This window comes from Marisediminicola sp. LYQ85 (genome assembly GCF_046600695.1).
Lineage (GTDB): Bacteria > Actinomycetota > Actinomycetes > Actinomycetales > Microbacteriaceae > Marisediminicola.
Genome location: NZ_JBKIWO010000001.1, coordinates 833,134 through 853,017, shown reverse-complemented (window position 1 = coordinate 853,017; position 19,884 = coordinate 833,134). Strand labels below are relative to the sequence as shown.

The window sequence follows — 19,884 nt, the reverse complement described above, 5'->3', positions numbered from 1 at the left end:
GGATGCAGGAATTTCTGTCGAGCCCGCACCTTTCGCAGGAGGTTTCTCTGCTGCGGAGGGGGGAACTCCTGCTTTCTCATCGAGGCTCCCCGTCGATTCAGCACCGCCAGGACCTCCGATTCCCGGTCGAACGGTCAGCGGAAGTCGCGGGAGACGTTCTTCGCCGCGAGCGGCAGCACGTCGAATCCGTCGGCGACGATGTTGACGACCCCCTCGGCCGAGCGCTCGAGCATCCCGCGCACGATCATCGCGGGGGCCTCCCTCGCGATGCGGCGGTAGCGGTTCCACACGCCGACGCTGCAGATGACGTTGACGAGCCCCGTCTCGTCTTCGAGGTTGACGAACGTGATGCCGCTCGCGGTCGCGGGGCGCTGCCGGTGGGTCACGACGCCCGCGACCTCGACGCGCCTGCCCGACTCGGCGACCTTGAGCTCGGCCGACGACAGCACACCGCGCGCGGCGAGGGCCGCGCGCACGTGACGCACGGGGTGGTCGTCTGGTGAGATGCCCGTGGCCCACAGGTCGGAGATGAGGGTCTCGGCCTCCGACGGCAGGCTGAAGAGCGGAGGCTGCACCGAGACGTGGCTCCCGGGGAGAAACTCTTCGCGGTTCTGGGCGGCGTCGCCCGCCGCCCACAGGGCCTCGCGCTGACTGAGCCCGAACGCGTCGAACGCGCCCGCCGCCGCGAGCGACTCGAGCTGGGCCGTGTCGAGCCCCACCCGGCGCACGAGGTCGGGCATTCCGGCGAAGTCCCCGTGCTCCTCGCGGTCGGCGACGATGCGCTTCGCGAGCTTCGCCCCGATGCCGCGGATGTCGGCGAGCCCGAGCCGCACCGCGAGGGCGCCGTCGCGCCGGTGGTCGTCGCAGTCGAAGTGCGCGGAGCGGTCGAACTCGGGCACGGGGGGCTGCTCGAAACTGAGACACGCGACCGAACCCGTCGCCGCACTGAGGCCGGTCGTCGGGGTCAGAGGCTCGAGCACGGCATCCGCATCGGACCTGAGGATGTCTGGCCGCAGCACCTGCACGCCGTGGCGACGGGCGTCGGCCGCGAGTGTCGCCCCCGAGTAGAAGCCCATGGGCTGCGCGCGCAAGAGGGCAGCGAGGAACGCCGCGGGGTAGTGCAACCGCAACCACGCGCTCGCGTAGACGAGCAGGCCGAAACTGAGCGAGTGGCTCTCGGCGAACCCGAAGTTGGCGAAGGCCTTGATCTTGCCGTAGATGTCGTCGGCGACCTCGTTCGTGATGCCGTTCTCGGCCATGCCCGCGTAGAGCTTCTCGCGCAGCGACTCGATGCGTTCGATGCCGCGCTTCGAGCCCATGGCGCGTCGCAAGAGGTCGGCGTCTTCTCCCGTGCACCCGCCGACCGCCATCGCCACTTGCATGAGCTGCTCCTGGAACACCGGCACCCCGAGCGTGCGCTCGAGGGGCTCCTTGAGCTTGGGGTGGAGATAGGTGATCGGCTCCTCGCCGAGTTTGCGCCTCACGAACGGATGCACGGCGCCGCCCTGGATGGGGCCGGGCCTCACCATCGCGATCTGCACGACGAGGTCGTAGAACTTGCGCGGTTGCAAGCGGGGGAGGAGCCCCATCTGCGCGCGGCTCTCGACCTGGAAGACCCCCACCGAGTCGGCGCGGCACAACTGGTCGTAGACCCCGGGCTCCTCGCGCGGGAGCGTCGCGAGGGTCCACGTCTCGCCGAGGTGCTGCTCGACGAGATCGAAGGTGTACTGCAGCCCCGCGAGCATCCCGAGTCCGAGGAGGTCGAACTTGACGAGGCCCATCCACGCGCAGTCGTCTTTGTCCCACTGCAGCACGGTGCGCTTCTCCATGCGCGCGTGCTCGATCGGCACGACGTCGCCGACCGGGCGGTCGGTGAGCACCATGCCTCCCGAGTGGATGCCGAGGTGCCGCGGAAAAGTGAGCACCTCTTGCGCGAGACCGACGACGGCGTCGGGGATGTCGTGGTCGTCGCTCGAGACGACCCCGCCCCAGCGCTCCACTTGCTTCGACCAGGCATCCTGCTGACCCGGCGAGTGACCGAGCGCCTTGGCCATGTCGCGCACCGCGAACTTGGGGCGGTAGGTGATGACGTTCGCGACCTGGGCGGCATTGTGCCTGCCGTATTTGTCGAAGACGTACTGGATGACCTCCTCGCGACGGTCGGAGTCGAAGTCGACGTCGATGTCGGGCTCCTCATCGCGCATGCTCGAGAGGAACCTCTCGAACGGGAGCTTGTAGAAGATCGAGTCGACCGCCGTGATGCCGAGAACGAAGCACACCGCCGAGTTGGCAGCCGACCCTCGCCCCTGGCACAGGATGCCCTGGCTCTTCGCGAAGGCGACGATGTCGTGAACGATGAGGAAGTAGCCGGGGAAGTCCTTCTTCTCGATCACATCGAGTTCGCGGCCGATGCGATCGCGGTCGACGTCGCGCAGCACCGGATACCGTTCTGCCGCACCCTGCCAGACGAGCTCGCGCAGCCACGACATGGGGGTGTGTCCGTCGGGCACCGCTTGTTTCGGAAGGCCCGGCCTCGCGCTCTTGAGCTGGAACGCGAGGTCGTCGGCGAGGGTCACGGTGCGCTCGACGGCCCCGGGGTAGCGCGCGAAACGCTGCTGCATCTCGGCGCCCGAGCGCAAGTGGGCGGCGCCGGCGGGCTGCAGCCAGCCGTCCATCTCGTCGAGGCTGCGCCTGGCCCGCACCGCCGAGAGCGCCGACTGCAAGCGGTGGCGGTCGGGGGTCGCGTAGTGCGCGTTGCTCGTGGCGACGACGGCGAGATCGCGGTCTCGAGCGAGAGCGAACAGGGCGTCGTTGTGGGTGGAGTCGAGAGGATGCCCGTGGTCGACGAGCTCGACGAAGACGTTGTCCCTGCCGAACAACCTCACAAGTTCGTCGAGTTCGGCCCCCGCCGCCTCGAGCGAGTCGTCGACGAGAGCGCGCCGCACCCTGCCCTTGCGGCACCCCGTGAGCACGACCCAGTGCCCGTCGGCCCGCTTCGCGAGGTCGTCGAGGTCGTAGACGGGGCGCCCCTTCTCGCCCCCCGCGAGCTGGGCCGAGGTGATCGCTGACGCGAGCCGGTGGTAGCCCTCCTCGCGCCGCGCGAGCACGAGGAGGTGGGTGCCCTCCGGTTCGGCGACCCCGAGTTGCGGGCTCGAGAGGTCGAGCGAGAGCTCAGCGCCGAACACCGTCTTGATGTCGGGGTAGCTCTCCGCCGCCTCCGCCATGCGCACGATCCCGTAGAGACCGTCGTGGTCGGTGAGAGCGAGGGCGTGCAAGCCGAGCCTCTGGGCCTCTTCGAGAAGCGCCTCGGGGGAGGACGCGCCGTCGAGGAAACTGAAGTTCGAGTGCACGTGGAGTTCGGCGTAGGGCACCGTCGCGGGGCTCGCGCCGCCGGCATCCGCTCCGCCGCCGGTCTGGCCCGCGGCCTTCTGGCCGTTCTGGCCCGGGGCGACGTAGGGCTGCCGCTTCGCCGACCACGCCGGGCTGTCTCCGCCGTCGGCACCCTCGGGAGCCGAGCCCGGGCGCCGGGTGTCGGAGAGCGCGCGCTCGAACTCCGACCACGTGATGGGCGGGTTGCTCCAGCCCATCAGTCGCGCCGCTCGGGGTCGTCGGGTGCCGCAGCCTCAGCGGGTTCGACAGATTCAGCGGGCTCGACGGGTTCAGCGGCCTCGAGCCTCTCCTCGGCGAGGAGCAGCGCGAGACCGTGCTCGTAGCAGCCCATCAGTCGTACCGGGCTTCCGCCCACCAGCGGTCGCCCTCGTTGATGAGCAACCACGCGAGCCCGGTGTCGTCGACCATCTGAAAACGGTTGCTCCGCACGGGGCTCTCGGCCGCCCACCAGCGCTGCTCGACCGGCCACGGCCCCGCCCACGCGGTGATCGGGCGGAACTCGCCACCCGTCGAGAACCCGCTCGGTGCGGCCGAGATGGCCCCGCGGTCGTCGACCGTCACGATCACCTGGTCGCTCGACACGACCGACACCGGTTGGCGCACCTCGAACACGGTCGACGGCGCGGGGGTCGGCAGGCTGCCGGGCCAGGGCTGCGTGGCGTCGAGGGCGGATGCCGGGCGGTCGCCCCACGCCACGAGGTTCTGCCGGTCGGCAGGCGTGCGCCCGCCGCCGATCACCGCCGTGAGAACGCCGCCGTGGCCGAGCATGCTCTGCACCCTCGAGAGACCGTGATGGATGCGTTCATCCGCCGCCGTGCCCCACAGCCCCTGCTCGTGACCTCCGATCGCATCGACGCTCTCGGGCACGACACGCACGTAGCAGATGGGGGAGCTGAGGCCCGTCTCGCTTCCGCCGCCCTGCAGTTGCCAGCGGATGCGGTCGATGACGTCGGAGGCCGTGAACGAGCGGGGGTGCGCCCACGTGCGCTCGGAGGTCTCACCCGCCTCGCTGTCGATCTCGACCCTGATGCTCGTGCACACGAGCTTCGCTGCCGTGATCTCGGCGATGAACCGGTCGGCCGACGCCCGGAACCCGAACGCCACCTGGTCGATGCGGTCGAGCGGGGGCTCGAACTCGATGACACTGTCGAGTTCGCGCGGGGGAGTGCGCGGAATCACCCTCCGACTGTCGAGGCCGCCCGCGAGAGCGTGCACGTGGGCACCGTCGGCGCCGAAGCGATTCTCGACGTCGAGAGGGTCGAGTGCCGCGAACTCGCCGAGGGTGCGCACACCGAGCCTCTGCAGAAGGGTCACGAGCTGCGGTCGCTCGAGCACCGTCACGGGAAGGGGCGCGAGGAAGTCGCCGGACTCGCCCCGGGGCACGACCCTGATGCGGGGGCGCGTCGTGCTGCGCGCAGCACGCTCGGCCGTGAACGGGCCGTCGGCGATGCCCACGCGCGCATCCGTGATGCCGAGGGAGTCGAGGGTGTCGAGCAACCACAGTGCGGCCTCGTCGTCGCTGCCGTAGAACGCGCTCGGTCCGCGCGACGTGATGGCGCACGTGCCGGGACGCAGCAGTTGCGCCCCCGGCATGACCTCCTCGATCGCCGCGAGAACCGGTTCGAACGAGCGGATGTCGACCGCCTGCTCGTATGGCGCCACCGCGAGTTCGGGGCAGCGGCTCTGCGCCTCGCGCACGCGCATCCCGCGCGAAACCCCCTCGCGCCGGGCGGCGGCCGAGCACGCGAAGACGCGCCCCTTCTCGATGAGGGCGAGCGGGGCATCCGCCGAGAGGGTCGACGTGCGGGTGACCGCCGTGATCGGCCAGTCGGGGCACCACAGCACGATCGTGCGCGTGACGGGGGCGGAGAGTCGGGTCGCCATCATCCGGCCAATTCTGCGAGGTGGTGCACGGGAGCGGGCTCGAGAGCCGAGGCCGGGTGCTGGGGGGCCGTGTGCTGGGGGAGGCGCTCGGGCCCGCCCGTCTCGGCTCGACTGATGGACGAGCCGCGGTCGGGCAGCCACAGCCGCGCGCTGCGGGGTCTCGCGCCCGCGCGCGTGCTCACCGTGACGGTGACCTCGCGCGCGGCGAGGTGGCCGGATCCGTCGCCGATGCCGCTCCAGCGGCTGTGCGAGAGGCTCAGCATCGCGTCGGTCTGCGGCCACGATCCGAGCACGATGAGGGTCGCGCCGCGCTGCCGCAACCGGGCGGCGAGCCGCGCGACGTTCGAGTCGGTGGCGCGGCGGGGCGGACGCGTGACCACGACCGTGAGCACGTCGGCGATCGCGGCGGTCACAGCGAGCCACTGGTCGCCGGGGTGCGGCACGAGCACGAGCCTCTCGAGGTCGACACCGTAGTGCGACGCGGCCTCGACGCCGAACTCGGGAACCCCCACGACACCGCACCACGAGCCTGCAGCCGACGGGCCGGCGAGGAGCGCCATGAGCAGGGTCGCCGACGACGCGACCGAGTAGGCGGCGCCCTGCTGGAGCCCTCCGCCGGGGAGGAGCGATGCGATCGCCGGATGTGTGGGGAGGCTGCGGGTGTCGAGCTTCGTGCCCTGCATCTGTCGGATGCGCGCCTGCAGGTCGCGCACGGTCTCGACGGGGGAGTCGGTCGCGGGCGTCGGTGTCGCGGGGGCAGGTGCGGCGGGTGCGGCGGGTGCGGCTGCTGCTGTTGCGAGTTCGCGCGCGGTGATGATGGTCGCGGCGGCTGATGCGGAGGCGACGCTGCGATTGCGGCCTCTGCTCTGCGCGAACTGTGTGGCCTCCAGCTGCCGGGCTGTGAGCTGCTTGGCTTTGAGCTGCTGGGCTGTGAGCTGCTGGGCTTTGAGCTGCTGGGCTTTGAGCTGCTGGGCTTTGAGCTGCTGGGCTTTGAGCTGCCGGGCTTTGAGCTGCCTGGCCTCGAGCTGCTTGGCTTGCGCCGCGGCGTAGTCGACGTCGTCGAAGCCGTGGTCGAAGGCATCCGCGTAGGCGTCGTCGCTCTCGACGTCGTCGTACGACGAGAGAGCGGCACCGGAAAGCATGTCTCCATGTTCGAACATACGTTCGAACATGTCAATTGCCACCGACATTGCTGCGGCGTGTCGCAAAAACGCTCGGCACACGCACGGCTGAGCCCTCGCGCGGTCGCGAATGGTTGCTCTCAGCGCGCCTTCGAGCAGAATGCGACCGCGATGCGGGCCCGCCTCAGTCGAGCACGAACTCCGCGACGAAGTCGCCCTCGAGAACGATCGTGAGCGGTAGAGCGGATGCCTCGCTCGGCACCCTTAACTCGTGGGTCGTCGGCGCGAGGTCGTCGGTGCACGGGGCGAGAGGGTCGCTCCCGAGGGTCACCGTCACGAGGTGTGGCGCCGTCGTCTCGATCGAGGTGGGCGAGGCAGGGCAACTCGAGCTGTCGAAGACGGTGATCGAGAACGACGCCGCGCGATCGACCCACTGAACGATCGGCTCACCGGTGAACACGCCGTCGTCGAGGCCCGCGCTCCCGCCGTCGGGATGCCCCGGGTAGCTGTCGTAGACGACGCTCGAGGGAGAGTCGAGCGGTTCGGTTCCTGGCGCACCGCCGGGTTCGGCGGCGGGACCGGCGGCGGGCTCGGCGGCGCAGCCGGAGAGTAGCGCGGCACCGATCGTCGCCGCGGCGATGGTCGACAGCATCCGTCTCGAGTTCATTACTCCAGCATCGCGACAAACCCGGATCGGCGACACCCAACGTTCCCGAGCACTCGAGCGTTCGGGCGCCTCGACCACCGTGTCGCCGCCGCACGATCGCGGTCGCAAACGGCTGTTCTGAGAAGCGGCATCGAACGGAATGCGTCCACGATGCGCGCCCAGGAGCATCGAAAGCCGTCGCGACGAGCGGGCAACGACCTCAGTCGAGCACGAGCTCGAGCGGCGGATCGCCGTCGATGACGATCGTGAGCGGAAGAGCGGATGCCTCGCTCGGCACCGTGAACTCGTGGGTCGTCGCCGCCATGTCGGCCGTACACTCGCCGCTCGAGTCGGTCTCGAAGGAGACAGTCACACGATCCGACGCGGACGCCTCCATCGCCGTCGGCACGGCGGGGCAACTCGAGCTGCCGAACACGGTGATCGCGAACCTGCCGGGCCGCTCGACCCAGCGGGCACTCGGTTCGCCCGTCGTCAGGCCGTCGTCGACGGGGGCTCCCGAACCGCCGCCGCCGGCATCGTCGCTCGCGTCGCCCGCGGTGTTCGGAAGCCCGCGATAGCTCTCGTCGGCGACACTCGGCGGCGCCTCGAGGGTTCCGGCGCCCGGGCCGGCGGCGCACCCGGCGAGCAGCGCGGCACCGATCGTCGCCGCAGCGATGGTCGACAGCATCCGTCTCGAGTTCACCCGACAAGCATCGCGAGAAAGTGCGCCCTTCGACACCCAACGTTCGTGACGACTCGAGCGTTCGAGTCGCCCGTCACCCTTCGATCGGGGGAGCGGTCGCGGTCGCGAATCGTCCTATCCGACGCGGGATGAGCGCCGAATGCGACCGCGATGCGTCACCCCGGCCGTCGCGCCGGGCCCCAAATCCGGCCCCACGACGACCGCGAGCTCGGCGTCGGGTTTCGCCGACCGCACGAACGCGATCCCCGCGAGGATGAGCACGGCCCCCGCGAACTGCAGGAGGGTGAGCACCTCACCGAGCAGCAACCAGGCCACGACGGCGGCGGCGGCTACCTCGAGCAGCCCGACGAACGAGGCGAGCCTCGACCCGAGCATGGATGTCGCGGTGATGCTCGCGGCGTACGACACGGCCGTCGACACCACGCCGACGACGAGCAGCGGAACCCACCAGGGCACGAGGGTGTCGAGCATCGAGACGTCGGCGGTCGTCGTCTGGAACGGCGCGAGCCCGACGAGGGAGGTGAGCGCGAGCACGAACGGGGCGATCGCGAGACCGAGACCGGCGAGGGCGAGCGGTGGCAGCCCCGCGGTCGGTCGCGCGGCGATCACGAAGTAGGCGGCGCAGCACAGCATCGCGGCGAGCGCCGACGCGAGCCCGAGCGGGTCGAGGGTCGACGCTCCGCTCGGCGAGACGACGAGGATGAGCCCCGCGAACGCCGAGACGGATCCGATGAGCACGACGCGCTGCGGCATCCGCCTCGTCACGACCCACGCGACGCCGACGAGCACGAGCGGCGCCATGTATTCGATGAGGATCGCGGTGCCGACGGGGATGCGCTCGACGGCCGCGAAGTAGAAGAACTGGGTTCCGACGACACCGAGCACGGCCATTCCGAGGATGCGCCAGCGCGCGGGCCACACCGTCGCCCAGCGTCCCCGCAGCGAGTGGAGCGCGAGGGGCGCGAGCACGACGGCTCCGATCGCCGCGCGCACGGCGACGGCGGCCGACGGGCTCCAACCCGCCTCGAGGAGCGGCTTGACGAAGGGTCCGGAGAATCCGAACGACGCTGCGGCGAGCACCGCGATGGCGAGACCGGCACGGGAGGATCGCTGCTGCATGACTGTTCTTTCGCGAGTTCGACCTGCGGGTCGACCGTCGGGTCGACGTGACCCTGATGCTGAGAGTAGAGTCCCCCTGAGTAAGGAGTCAACTTGCATTTTGCCCCTGACACGGAAGACGTTCTCGTCTTCAACGTCGCCCTCGCCAACACCGCTCCGACAGCGTCGCGCAGCGGGCTCGACGAGCTGTCGACACGGGCGCAGCTCGACGCGATGCTCGAGCGGTTCCGCTACACCGGTCGGTTCGATCGCGACGATGCCGAACTCGCCGACGTCGTCGCGACGCGCGATCGCATCCGCGAGATCTGGACCCTCGATCGCGACACCCTCGCCCACGAGGTCAACGCCATGCTCCAGGCAGCGACCGCCTCACCGTGGCTCGCGCGGCACGACGACTACGACTGGCACCTGCACGCGACATCCAACGACGCCCCCCTCGGCGAGCGCATCGGGGCCGAGTCGGCTCTCGCCCTCGTCGACGTCATCCGCACGAACGAGACCGACCGTCTGCGCCGGTGCGCGGCGACCGATTGCGACGGGCTGCTCGCCGACCTCTCCCGCAACGGGTCGCGCCGCTTCTGCAGCGTGAGGTGCGGCAATCGGATGAACATGGTCGCCTTCCGCGAGCGCCGCGCCACCGACTAGCCGGCGCGAGGCGCGGCGCGGTAGCCCCGCGCGGTCGCCCCCTGAGCAGTCGGCCCCGAGCGCAGGGGCTCACGATACGGTGATCGCGTGACCGACCGTGACGCCGACCCGCACGTGAGCCAGCGCACCGACGCGAGCGCCACCCCACCGCCGATCACGTCTCTCGCGGGGCTGCTGTTCGGTCTCGCCGAGGCGATCGCCCTCGAGGCACCGCAGTTCGGCGGCGGCGTGCTCGATCCGCTCACCGACTCGGGGCTCGCGCACCACCACGTGCGGCTCGGAGATCACGGCGTGCTCGCGCGAATCCCGAAGCAGAGCCAGATGCAGCTCGACGCCCACGCGAATCTCGACTACCAGGCGGCGTGCTTCGAGAGGGCGGGCGCGAGCGGCAGGACCCCGCGGCTCGTCGGGGTGCTGCGCCCTCGCCCGACGCTGCCTAGGGGAGCCCTCCTCGTGGAACACATCGTCGGGCGGCCCGCGGAGCTTCCTGCCGATCTGCCGCAGATCGCCGAGACTCTCGCGCGCATCCACGCACTCCCGGTTCCGCAGCCCGGCTCGCGCCCGCCCCTGGGGGATGCCCCCGACCCTCTCGCCGCGCTCGACGACGAGGTGCGCGCCCACGCGCTCCATCTCGACGACGCGATGATCGCCGCCCCCGCCCGCGCGATGATCGACCGCGAGCTCGATCGCCTCGGCGCGCTCGTGGCGCGAGCGGATCGGCCCGCGAAGCGCTTGATCGCCTTCGACGCCCACCCGGGCAATTTCGTCGTGCGCGCCGACGGCTCGGCCGTGCTCGTCGACCTCGAGAAGTGTCGCTACAGCTACGCGCCCCTCGACCTCGCTCACGCGACCCTCTACACCTCGACGACGTGGGAACCGGGGGCGACCGTCGCGCTCTCGACCGACCAGCTCGTCGAGTTCTCGCGGGACTGGTCGGCCGTGGTGGCGCCGGCGGGAGACGAGGAGTGGCTCGCCCCGCTGCGCCGTGCGATGTGGCTGTGGTCGGTCACGTGGTGCGCCAAGTGGCGCGTGCTGTCGAGCGCGAGCGCGGCATCCACTCCCGACGGCGAAGACTGGTCGGCGGCGAACAGCGATCCCGCCGTGACCTCGCACGTTCGCGGGCGCGTCGACCACTATCTCGACCCTGCCGTCATCGAGACCATCGTCGCCGGTTTCGACGAGTTCGATCTGCGGGTGGCATCGTCGTGATGCCGGCCGCGTCGATCGCGATCGTCGTTCCCGTGCTCGATGAGGCGGATGTCCTCGCCGAGCGACTCGCCGCCCTGACACCGCTGCGCGACCGCGGCGTCGTGCTCGTCGTCGTGGACGGCGGCAGCTCCGACGGCACCGTGGCGGTCGCGGCACCCCTCGCCGACCTCGTGCTCACCGCTCCCCGCGGTCGTGCTGCGCAGATGAACGCGGGCGCGGCGGCGGTCGAGCGCGAGACCCTGCTTTTTCTGCACGCCGACACAGCGCTCCCCGCGGACGCCGACGCGAGGATCGGCGCGGCCATCGCTCGCGGCTTCCGCTGGGGCCGGTTCGACGTGCGCATCGACAGCGACCGCCGCACCCTCGCGGTCGTCTCGACGGCGATGAACTGGCGATCGCACGCGAGCGGCATCGTCACGGGAGACCAGGCCCTCTTCGTGCAGCGCGACCTGTTCGATAGGGTCGGCGGCTTTCCCGACCTGCCCCTCATGGAGGATGTCGCCCTCTCGGCGATCCTCCGCCGTCACTCGCGGCCCGCGCGCATCCGCGACGTCGTCGTCACGTCGGCGCGGCGGTGGGAGCAGCACGGGGTCTGGCGCACGATCGTTCTGATGTGGCGCTTGCGGTTCGAGTATCGACTCGGCGCCGACCCCGAGACTCTCGCGAGGCGATACGGCTATCGCGCTCGCGATGCTGGCTCGGCCGAGGACAAGGGCGAGGGGGCCGCGCGGTTATAGTTCCCGAGTGTCGAACCCCGCCAGCGCGCCCCCGTCGCCCCCGCTCTTCGCGAGCTATGTCGCCATCGGCGACAGCTTCACCGAGGGCGTCGGCGACGAACTCGCCGACGGGACCGTGCGCGGGTGGGCCGATCTCGTGGCGCTGTCTCTCGCGTTCGCCTCGACCGCGCCGGTGCGTTACGCGAACCTCGCCATCCGCGGCAGACTGCTCGCTCCCATCGTCGGTGGGCAACTCGATGCGGCACTCGCGATGACCCCCGAGCTCGTGAGCATCAACGGGGGAGGCAACGACATCATGCGTCCGCGCGTGTCGATCGCGCAGGTCGCCGACTCGCTCGAGCGGGCCGTGGATCTCGCCGTCGACCGCGGCTCCCACGTCGTGCTCGCGAGCGGCGCGAACCCCACCAAACACATTCCCCTCGGCGCCTTCGTGGAGGGGCGCGGTGAGCGGCTCGCCGAGGCCATCCGCTCGAGGTTGCCGAAAGACCACGTGACGTTCGTCGACAACTGGGCAGACGCCGAGCTCGCCGAAGCGCCGTTCTGGTCTCGAGACCGCTTGCACCTGGGCCCCGCCGGGCACGCACGTGTGGCGAGCAACGTGCTCGCGGCGCTCGGCGTGCCCGTGGCCGCGACCCCGACGGCGAGCACGGGCGCGCAGTCGCCCGCGGGATCCGCGGAGCCCGACGCCCCTCGTCAGCGCACGGCGGCCTACTGGCGCGAGTACGTGCTCCCGTGGATCGGCAGGCGCGTGACCGGGCGCTCGTCCGGCGACGACCGGGAACCGAAGATCGCGACCCTCAGCCCCGTCGACGTGTCCGAGCGCCGATAATGGACGTATCGTGACCGACTACAGACCACCGAACCCTTTCGACGGGCGACCGGGGTTCTGGAATCGCATCAACCGCTTCCTCTACCCGATCGCCGGGCCGGCTCAGCTCGGCGGCGGGGACGAAGCGGATGTCGTGCCTCCCGACGGCCGCTCGCTCTGCCCCGTGTGCGGCAACCCGATGGGCGACCACGACGTGCGACGGGGGAGCGCGACGATCCCGACGCGGCTCCTGTGCCCCGCACCGCGGGAGACGCCCTAGCTGCACCCGACGCGGAGCGCGACTACTCCATGTCTTCCGCGGTCGCGACACGGCCGCCTTCGACGAGGGCCTCGGGATTGGCGTCGCTCGGGCGCGAGTGCGGCTTGCCCACGGTCGTCGCCTCGACGGCGGCTTCGGTGTCGCCCGACTCGGTCGTTCCGCTCGCCACGGCCGTGGAGATCGCGGCGAGCGACCCGTCATCGGTGAGCTCGGCGTCGGGGGCCGCATCCGTGTCGGCGTCGTCGTCGACCCCGTCGGCGTCGGAGGGGTCGACGGGGCCGGACTCGGTGTCGGGACCGGCTTCGCCCTGCGGGTAGCTCTCTGTGGGGTGCGTCATGGGTCCCACGATAGGCGCAGCAGCACCGTGTGGCACCTCGCTCGAGCACGCGCGGCCGCGCACGACCGCGCAGGTTCGGTGCGCGAGACTGGGGGCATGGCTTCACACGACGACCGGACGGATGCCTCGGCAACAGGTCGCTCCGCCGGCCCGATCGTCGGCCCGACCGATGCCCCCGCCGTGCACATCATGTCGTTCAACATCCGGCGACGGATGCCCCACGTGCGCGCCGGGCACCCGGACTCCTGGAAACTCCGCCGCCCGCTTCTCCGAGCGCTCCTGAGGGCCGAGCGCCCGAGCATCCTCGGGGTGCAGGAGGCTCTCGCCGACCAGAGCGCGTTCGTCGCCGACAGCCTCGGGCCGCGGTTCGCGAGCGTCGGGAGGGGTCGCAACCGCGACGGCTCGGGCGAGCGGTGCACCCTGTTCTTCGATCGCGAGAGATTCACCGTGGTCGACTGGGAGCAGATCGCCCTCTCCGACACCCCCGATGTGCCGGGCTCGCGGTCGTGGGGCAACATGATCCCGCGGATCGCCGTGCGAGCCGACCTGCTCGACGCCGCGACGGGGCGGCACCTCCGCGTGATCAACACGCACTTCGACCACATCTCGGTGAAGTCGCGCGTGCGGTCGAGCAGACTCGTGAGCGACCTCGTGTCGCGCGGCGACCACCCCGCCGTCGTCATGGGCGACTTCAACGCGCGGCCCGACTCCTGCGCCTACCGCGCGTTCGTCGACGACGGACCCCTGCACGACTCGTGGATGACCGCGCACACGAGGGTGACGCCCGAGTGGGCGACGTTCTCGAACTACAAGCGACCGCGCGAGGGAGCCAAGCGCATCGACTGGATCCTCGTGAGCGACGGTGTCGATGTGCAGTCCGCGGCGATCAACGCCACCCGCTTCGACGGCACGGCACCGCAGAGCGCGGGAGCACCCGGTGCAGCAGCATCGGACCACGAGCCCGTCCAAGCGGTCGTGAGTGTCGACACCCCGCGCACGGACATCGCGGCCACCTAGGATTCAGCTGTGATCGAGACATTCCTGCGGGCACCGCGGGGCGCGGGCGAGACGGTCGCCGACGCCATCCGCGCCGCCGGCGTCGTGAGCATCGTCGTCGCGACGATCGGGTGGGGTGTCGTCGAGTTCGCGGTCTTCGCCCTCACCCTCCTCGGTCTGCTCCTGCCCCGGATGCTCGGCTCCCGGCCGGCATTCGACATCCTCGCCGGTCTCACCCTCCTGATCGCCGCGTGGAGCAGCGTTCTCGAGCTCTACACCACGATTCCGGGCTGGGATCTGCTCATCCACTTCGTGGCCAACGGCGTGATCGCCGCGATGGCGGCCCTCGTGCTCGAGAAGACGGGCATTCTCGACATCGCCCGCGGCTCGCGCCACACGCGCGCCGCGAGCATCATCGTCGTCACCGCGCTCGGGCTCGCGTTCGGGGTCGTGTGGGAGATCGCGGAGTGGCTCGGACACAACCTCGTCGACAGCCGCATCTTCGTCGGATACGACGACACGATCGGCGACCTCGTCGCCGGCGGTCTCGGTGCCCTCGTGTCGGGAGTCGCCCTCCCGGCGATTCGCGCGGGCGACCGGTCCGTCGATGCGACGAGGCGGGCGACGAGCTCAGCCGGGTAGCAGTCTTCGGGCTCCCTAGCGGTATCGCTCGACGCACTCGGCGAGGAACGCCGCACCCGCGTCGTCGTTCACGAGGTCACCCATGGTCTGGATCGGGTAGTCCTTCTCGGGCACCCCGTCGGCGGGGCGGACGTCGACGTGCGCGACCTCGAAGCCCTCGGCGTGCAGGTAGTCGGCCATGGCGTAGTCGGTGCGTGAGTCACCGACGGTGCGCCACACGCGAGGGATCTCGCCGCTCGCGGCGAGGAGTTCGAGGGCGCGCTCGGCGCCGAGGTCTTTTCCCACACCGACGGCCTCGACGTCGATCGAGATGATCGTCGGGTCGATTCGCACGGTCGGCTCCGCCGCGTTGCGGCGACCGAGCCACTCGACTCCGATGCCGAGAGCGTCGAGCGCCTCGTAGGCGTCGGCGCAGAAGCGGTCGCGCTCGGGGAGGAACGCCGCGCTGTCGACATCCGTGCGCTGCTCGAGCGATACCATCGACCTCTTGCCGTCGTCCCAGAACATCCAGTCGGTGAACGATTCGTGCACCGTGCGGAGCGCGGCGACGGCGTCGGCCTGGAGGGTGAGCGAGTCGTCGACCTGGATCCCCGCGAAGTTCGTTATCGTCGCGCCGAACCACACGGCCCCCTTCTCGCACACGCCGTAGACGCGCGCGTCGGCCGCGAGACCCGCCGCGAGAAGGGGCTTGATGACCTCGTCGCGCAAGAAGGCGTCGGTGCGCCCCGTGTTGAAGACGACGGGGATGCCCCGGCCCGCGAGGGTCACGAGGTCGCGCGTGATCGAGTCGATGCCGATCGATCGACTCACGGGGCTCGCGATGGGACCGTCGACGTCGAGCAGGAGGCCGAGTGGGGGAGTTGTCTTCACGCGACCATCCTCGCAGCAGAGGTGGCCTCGCGGCCGCGCGCACCACTGCCGCCGGCCGCGCGATTGACCCGCGTTCGAATGTATGTTCGACTGAGGCCATGCGGTGGAGTGGGCAGGAGATCAACGAGGAGCGGGGGGATGCCCTCCCCGGCCTCGCGCGACTCAACAACCTCGTGCGCACGGTGCGCACACCCGACTTCCAGGGGGTGACCTTCTACGAGGTGCTCGCGAAGTCGGCGCTCAACAAGGTTCCCGGCCGCAGCGCGATGCCGTTCGGGTGGACGATCAACCCGATGCGCGGCTGCCAGCACGCGTGCGCGTACTGTTTCGCACGCCCGACCCACGGCTACCTCGACCTCGACGCGGGGCGCGACTTCGACTCCCAGCTCATCGTCAAGGTCAACGTCGGCGAGTTGCTCGCGAAGGAGCTCGCGAAGCCGACATGGACGAGACAGCCCGTCGCCCTCGGAACCAACACCGACCCCTATCAGCGCGCCGAGGGACGCTATCGCCTCATGCCGTCGATCATCACGGCTCTCGCCTCGAGCGGAACGCCGTTCAGCATCCTCACCAAGGGAACGCTCTTGCGCCGCGACATCCCCGTGCTCGTCGAGGCGAGCGCAATCTCGACGGTCGATCTCGCGATGTCGATCGCGATCTTCGACGACGGCATCCAGCAGTCGGTCGAACCGGGAACGCCCACGGCGACCGCTCGGCTGCAGACCGTCACGGCGGTTCGCGATGCGGGCCTCAACTGCTCGGTCTTCCTCATGCCGATCCTGCCGTTCATCACCGACACGCGCGCACACCTCGACGAGGCGCTGCGGCGCATCAGTGAGGCGGGAGCGACCTCGGTGCTCTACTCGTCGATGTACCTCAAGCCGGGAACGAAGGAGTGGTTCATGCTCTGGCTCGAGCGCGAGCACCCCGAACTCGTGGCGAAGTACGCCGAGTTCTACTCCCGCGGTGCCTACGCCCCCGCCGAGTATCGCGCGTGGCTCGCGGACCGCATCGCGCCCCTCATCCGCAAGCACAAGCTCGAGCGCGGCAGGGAGGATCCGGTCACGGGAGGCCCGCGATCGCGTGCCCTCGGTGTCGGGTCCCCTCCCGTCGCCGCGCGGCCCGCGACGGAGACGCCGCAGCAGGAGAGCGCCGAGGCGGCAGCCTCGATCGCGGCGGCCTCTCCGCAACCGATGCTCTTCTAGCGACGTCACGATGGTCGAGGCGACCCTCTTGCCGGATACAATCGTGAAGCGGCCGTGGGGCCGAGGGTCGCAGCGGGTATGCCGGGGGGCGACGAATGACTGCACTGAGTATGGCGGCGCGGCCGTTCGTGCGCGCGTGGATGTCGATCGCGTCGTCGACGTGGCACGACATCGCGCGGCCGCCGGCGCGTGGTCTCGGTCACGCTCCGGGGGCGGATCCGCTGCACGTTCTCATGATCGGGAGCGGAGCGGTGACCGGCTGGGGTGTGCTGTCGCACGATCTGGCTCTGCCCGGTCACACCGCCCGAGCCCTCAGCGCGGCTCTCGACCGCGGGGCTCAAGTCGACGTCATCGTCGATTCGACGGTGACGGCCGCGACGGCCCCGAAGCTCATCAGCCCGATCAACATCGAGGTATACGACGCGGTCGTCATCTCCCTCGGGATGAACGACGTGTTCCGGATGACGACTCCGCGCACGTGGGCTCGCCACTACTCCCGCTTGCTCGCCGACGTGCAAGAGCGCTGCGCTCACACGACCGTCTTCGTCACGAGCGTCCCCCCGGTTCCTCTCATGCGATCGATGACGCGCGTCGTGCACGCCATCCTGTCGAGGCACCGCCGGATCCTCAATGCGCGATTGGCCGCGCTGTGCTCCCGCGAGGACACCGCGCACCTCCTCCACATCCCCGAGGGCACCCTCTCGCAGCCCGATCGTCACCGGACTCCCGAGACCTACCGCGTGTGGGGTGACGCGGTCGCGGGTCAGATGGTCACCGTGCTCCAGTCGAAGTGCGTCGAGGCACGCGCCGAGGCCGCGGCCACCGTCTCGGAGAGGGCAGCGGAGAAGGCGCGGCTCGATGCGCTTCGACGACTCGGCATCCTCGACACCCCGCCGGAGGAGCGCTTCGACAGGATCGTCGAGTACGCCCGATCCAGTTTCGGCGCCGACATCGCCGCCCTGAGCTTCATCGACGAGGATCGCCAGTGGTTCAAGTCGCGTCGCGGCGGTCGCGAACCCGGACTCATGCCCCGGTCGGGCTCGTTCTGCGATCACGCCATCCGCGACTCCCGGCCCCTCATCGTCGACGACGCGACCCTGCATCCCGTGTTCCGGTCGAGCCCCTACGTGACGGGCGACGACGGCATCCTCTTCTACGCCGGCCACCCCATCTCGACCCCCGAGGGGGAGAGGGTCGGCACGCTGTGTGTCATGGGCAGCTCACCTCGAGAGTTCACCGAGATGGAGAGCGCCCTGCTCCGTGATCTCGCCCTGCTCCTGCAGAAGGAGCTGTGGGAGTGGGCGACCGACTCGTCGCCGGCGACGGAGCCACGCGGGTGAGAGGATCGGGGGATGGATGACACCCCCACGCGCGACGGACGTCTCACGCGCATCGTTCTCGTTCGACACGGCGAGACGGAGTGGAGTCGCAGCGGACGACACACGAGCTCGACCGACCTCGATCTGACCGAGCGCGGTGAAGATCAAGCCCGTGCGGTGGGTGCCGCTCTCGAGGGCCAGCGATTCGCGCGCGTCGTCAGCAGTCCGCGCCGTCGCGCGACGCGCACGGCGCACCTCGCCGGATTCGGCGAGCACCTCGAGATCGACGACGACCTCGCCGAGTGGGACTACGGCGCCTACGAGGGCCTCACGTCACCGCAGATCGCCGAGCGCGTCGGCGGGCGATGGAATCTGTGGGACGACGGCGTCGAGGCGGGAGCCACCCCGGGCGAATCATGCGGCGACGTCTACGCGCGTGCCCGACGGGTGATCGAGCGGATGCTGCCGACCCTCGATTCGGGCGGCGACGTCATGATCGTCGCCCACGGCCACTACTTGCGGTCGTTCGCCGCGGCCTGGCTCGGGCTGCCCGCGGAGCGGGGCCGCATCTTCACCCTCGACACGGCGACCATCAGCGAGCTGCGTTTCGAGCACGACGAGCCGGTGCTCGCGCACTGGAACTCGCCGCCGCGCGACTTCTGACCCGCGCTCTCGCCTGACCGCGCGCTCGCTGCCCGCGTTCGCGCTCGACATCCGGCCGCGGCATCCGTCACCGTGCGAGGGCGTAGCCGAGCGCGAGGCCGAGCCCCGCGGCGGCGACGCTCGCGACGAGGGTGCCGAGCCCGATGGCGAGAGCCTCTCCGAACCGACCCGCTCGCACGAGGGTCACGGTGTCGAGGCTCGCAGTGCTGAATGTCGTGTAGCCGCCGAGAAACCCGGCGCCGAGCACGATCGCGAGGTCGGCGTCGAGCACCGCGGTCGCGGCGAGCGCGGTCACGACTCCGAGGGCGAACGATCCCGTGATGTTGATGAGGGCGATCGGGATGGGCAGGGTCGTGCGGATGACGCGGCGCATGCCCGCGTCGGCGAGGAAGCGAGCCACGGCGCCGATACCGCCGAGCGCGGCGACGGCGAAGAACAGGAGGGATGTCACGACGGTCGCTCCCCGGATCGACGGTGCAACACCGAGGCGACGGCGATCCCGGCCCCGGTCGCGAGAGCTCCGAAGACGACGGTGCCGACCGCGTAGGCCGCGGCGTAGGGCACGATCTGTCCGGCCTCCATCGTGATCGTCGCGAGCGCGCTGTAGGTCGTGAACCCGCCGAGCACGCCCGTTCCGAGCAGCACGCGCAATCGGTGGGCTCCAAGTGAGCTCCGGTCGAGCAGCACCGTCACGACCACTCCGAGGAGAAAGGCCCCGAGGATGTTGACGACGAGCGTCGCGATGCCGGGCACGGGCGCCATCGAGAGGGCCACCCCTTCGCGCAGCGCCGTGCCCACAGCACCCCCGACGAAGACGAGCCCGATCGAGACGGCGTCGACCCCCGGCGCGACGGCCCCGCCGCCGCTGCCGCCGATACCACCAGCGACACCGGACTCGCCCTCGGTGTCGTCGGGCTCCGGTGACGAACTCTCAGCCACGACCGAGCAGCCTGTCGATGTCGCGGCGCTCACGTTTCGTCGGTCGGCCGGCGCCGCGATCGCGCTGAGGCGCGATGGGGCGCTCTTCGCGCGGCGGCGGGGGCGGGGTGAGGTCGATGAGACACGTCGCGGCCGCAGGCGCACTCACGCGCTTGACGATGGGGCGCACGACCGTGACGATGCGCTGCACGTCGTCGGTGCGCACGCGCACCTCGTCTCCCGGGCGAACCGGGGTCGACGGCTTGGCTTTGGCGCCGTTGACGAGCACGTGTCCGCCCTTGCACGACGCCGCGGCGAGGGGCCGCGTCTTCACGAGTCTGACCGCCCACACCCAACTGTCGACTCGAGCGGTGGCGGCATCCATTCCTCGA

General features: G+C 70.5%; 22 protein-coding genes. 10 read left to right on the top strand and 12 right to left on the bottom strand.

The annotated features are described in order from the left end of the window. Window positions 1-134: 134 nt before the first annotated feature. The 7 genes from ACLHG5_RS03980 to ACLHG5_RS03950 form a co-directional block, all read right to left on the bottom strand. Window positions 135-3,587, bottom strand: coding sequence for an error-prone DNA polymerase (locus ACLHG5_RS03980; RefSeq protein ID WP_411317927.1), 3,453 nt, complete (start codon window positions 3,585-3,587; stop codon window positions 135-137). Next, window positions 3,587-3,721, bottom strand: coding sequence for a hypothetical protein (locus ACLHG5_RS03975; protein ID WP_411317926.1), 135 nt, complete (start codon window positions 3,719-3,721; stop codon window positions 3,587-3,589). The genes ACLHG5_RS03980 and ACLHG5_RS03975 overlap by 1 nt, the downstream gene beginning before the upstream one ends. Beyond that, entirely contained in the window at window positions 3,721-5,277 is a 1,557-nt protein-coding gene (locus tag ACLHG5_RS03970; protein ID WP_411317925.1) for a DNA polymerase Y family protein, read from the bottom strand. Before ACLHG5_RS03970 ends, ACLHG5_RS03975 begins: the two co-directional genes overlap by 1 nt. Beyond that, window positions 5,274-6,416 (bottom strand): hypothetical protein, encoded by a 1,143-nt coding sequence (locus ACLHG5_RS03965; RefSeq protein WP_411317924.1) that lies wholly within the window; start codon window positions 6,414-6,416, stop codon window positions 5,274-5,276. The genes ACLHG5_RS03970 and ACLHG5_RS03965 overlap by 4 nt, the downstream gene beginning before the upstream one ends. Before the next feature lie 163 nt (window positions 6,417-6,579). Continuing rightward, on the bottom strand, window positions 6,580-7,062 hold the full coding sequence (locus tag ACLHG5_RS03960; protein WP_411317923.1) for a hypothetical protein: 483 nt from the start codon (window positions 7,060-7,062) through the stop codon (window positions 6,580-6,582). Window positions 7,063-7,261: 199 nt separating this feature from the next. Continuing rightward, window positions 7,262-7,744 (bottom strand): hypothetical protein, encoded by a 483-nt coding sequence (locus ACLHG5_RS03955; protein ID WP_411317922.1) that lies wholly within the window; start codon window positions 7,742-7,744, stop codon window positions 7,262-7,264. 114 nt (window positions 7,745-7,858) lie between these two features. Beyond that, window positions 7,859-8,863 carry an EamA family transporter gene (locus ACLHG5_RS03950; RefSeq protein ID WP_411317921.1) on the bottom strand — a complete coding sequence of 335 codons (1,005 nt, stop codon included), beginning with the start codon at window positions 8,861-8,863 and terminating at the stop codon, window positions 7,859-7,861. Window positions 8,864-8,956: 93 nt separating this feature from the next. Here ACLHG5_RS03950 and ACLHG5_RS03945 point away from each other — a divergent pair, with 93 nt between their 5' ends. The 5 genes from ACLHG5_RS03945 (at window position 8,957) to ACLHG5_RS03925 (ending at window position 12,542) form a co-directional block, all read left to right on the top strand. Next, on the top strand, window positions 8,957-9,508 hold the full coding sequence (locus ACLHG5_RS03945) for a CGNR zinc finger domain-containing protein (RefSeq protein ID WP_411315500.1): 552 nt from the start codon (window positions 8,957-8,959) through the stop codon (window positions 9,506-9,508). A gap of 87 nt (window positions 9,509-9,595) precedes the next feature. Beyond that, window positions 9,596-10,717: a phosphotransferase gene (locus tag ACLHG5_RS03940; protein WP_411317920.1), complete on the top strand. Its 1,122-nt coding sequence runs from the start codon at window positions 9,596-9,598 to the stop codon at window positions 10,715-10,717. Beyond that, on the top strand, window positions 10,717-11,454 hold the full coding sequence (locus ACLHG5_RS03935) for a TIGR04283 family arsenosugar biosynthesis glycosyltransferase (RefSeq protein WP_411316310.1): 738 nt from the start codon (window positions 10,717-10,719) through the stop codon (window positions 11,452-11,454). Before ACLHG5_RS03940 ends, ACLHG5_RS03935 begins: the two co-directional genes overlap by 1 nt. Before the next feature lie 7 nt (window positions 11,455-11,461). Beyond that, window positions 11,462-12,283: an SGNH/GDSL hydrolase family protein gene (locus tag ACLHG5_RS03930; RefSeq protein WP_411317919.1), complete on the top strand. Its 822-nt coding sequence runs from the start codon at window positions 11,462-11,464 to the stop codon at window positions 12,281-12,283. 10 nt (window positions 12,284-12,293) lie between these two features. Further along, window positions 12,294-12,542, top strand: coding sequence for a hypothetical protein (locus ACLHG5_RS03925; protein WP_411315503.1), 249 nt, complete (start codon window positions 12,294-12,296; stop codon window positions 12,540-12,542). Between the two features lie 22 nt (window positions 12,543-12,564). Here ACLHG5_RS03925 and ACLHG5_RS03920 read toward each other — a convergent pair whose 3' ends face one another. Further along, window positions 12,565-12,879, bottom strand: coding sequence for a hypothetical protein (locus ACLHG5_RS03920; RefSeq protein ID WP_411315504.1), 315 nt, complete (start codon window positions 12,877-12,879; stop codon window positions 12,565-12,567). A 96-nt stretch (window positions 12,880-12,975) separates the two neighbouring features. On the opposite strand from ACLHG5_RS03920, the gene ACLHG5_RS03915 reads away from it, so the two are divergent. Then, window positions 12,976-13,896 (top strand): endonuclease/exonuclease/phosphatase family protein, encoded by a 921-nt coding sequence (locus tag ACLHG5_RS03915; protein ID WP_411317918.1) that lies wholly within the window; start codon window positions 12,976-12,978, stop codon window positions 13,894-13,896. 9 nt (window positions 13,897-13,905) lie between these two features. Beyond that, a complete protein-coding gene (locus ACLHG5_RS03910) occupies window positions 13,906-14,517 on the top strand; it encodes a hypothetical protein (protein WP_411317917.1) in 612 nt (203 codons plus the stop codon). Window positions 14,518-14,532: 15 nt separating this feature from the next. Here ACLHG5_RS03910 and ACLHG5_RS03905 read toward each other — a convergent pair whose 3' ends face one another. Continuing rightward, on the bottom strand, window positions 14,533-15,387 hold the full coding sequence (locus tag ACLHG5_RS03905; protein ID WP_411317916.1) for a hypothetical protein: 855 nt from the start codon (window positions 15,385-15,387) through the stop codon (window positions 14,533-14,535). Window positions 15,388-15,485: 98 nt separating this feature from the next. Between ACLHG5_RS03905 and ACLHG5_RS03900 the strand changes: the two genes are divergently transcribed. The 3 genes from ACLHG5_RS03900 (at window position 15,486) to ACLHG5_RS03890 (ending at window position 18,574) form a co-directional block, all read left to right on the top strand. After that, window positions 15,486-16,592 carry an Rv2578c family radical SAM protein gene (locus ACLHG5_RS03900; protein WP_411317915.1) on the top strand — a complete coding sequence of 369 codons (1,107 nt, stop codon included), beginning with the start codon at window positions 15,486-15,488 and terminating at the stop codon, window positions 16,590-16,592. 95 nt (window positions 16,593-16,687) lie between these two features. Further along, window positions 16,688-17,932, top strand: a complete 1,245-nt coding sequence (locus ACLHG5_RS03895) for a GAF domain-containing protein (protein WP_411317914.1) — start codon at window positions 16,688-16,690, stop codon at window positions 17,930-17,932. Window positions 17,933-17,944: 12 nt separating this feature from the next. Continuing rightward, window positions 17,945-18,574, top strand: a complete 630-nt coding sequence (locus ACLHG5_RS03890) for a histidine phosphatase family protein (protein WP_411315510.1) — start codon at window positions 17,945-17,947, stop codon at window positions 18,572-18,574. A gap of 67 nt (window positions 18,575-18,641) precedes the next feature. Here the strand turns inward: ACLHG5_RS03890 and crcB are convergent, their stop codons facing one another. The 3 genes from crcB to ACLHG5_RS03875 are packed head-to-tail and all read right to left on the bottom strand — an operon-like array spanning window position 18,642 to window position 19,877. After that, window positions 18,642-19,025 carry a fluoride efflux transporter CrcB gene (gene crcB / locus ACLHG5_RS03885; protein WP_411317913.1) on the bottom strand — a complete coding sequence of 128 codons (384 nt, stop codon included), beginning with the start codon at window positions 19,023-19,025 and terminating at the stop codon, window positions 18,642-18,644. After that, entirely contained in the window at window positions 19,022-19,513 is a 492-nt protein-coding gene (locus ACLHG5_RS03880; protein WP_411315512.1) for a fluoride efflux transporter FluC, read from the bottom strand. The genes crcB and ACLHG5_RS03880 overlap by 4 nt, the downstream gene beginning before the upstream one ends. Then, complete coding sequence (locus tag ACLHG5_RS03875) at window positions 19,506-19,877, bottom strand: RNA-binding S4 domain-containing protein (protein WP_411315513.1); 372 nt, start codon at window positions 19,875-19,877, stop codon at window positions 19,506-19,508. The genes ACLHG5_RS03880 and ACLHG5_RS03875 overlap by 8 nt, the downstream gene beginning before the upstream one ends. Window positions 19,878-19,884: the final 7 nt, after the last annotated feature.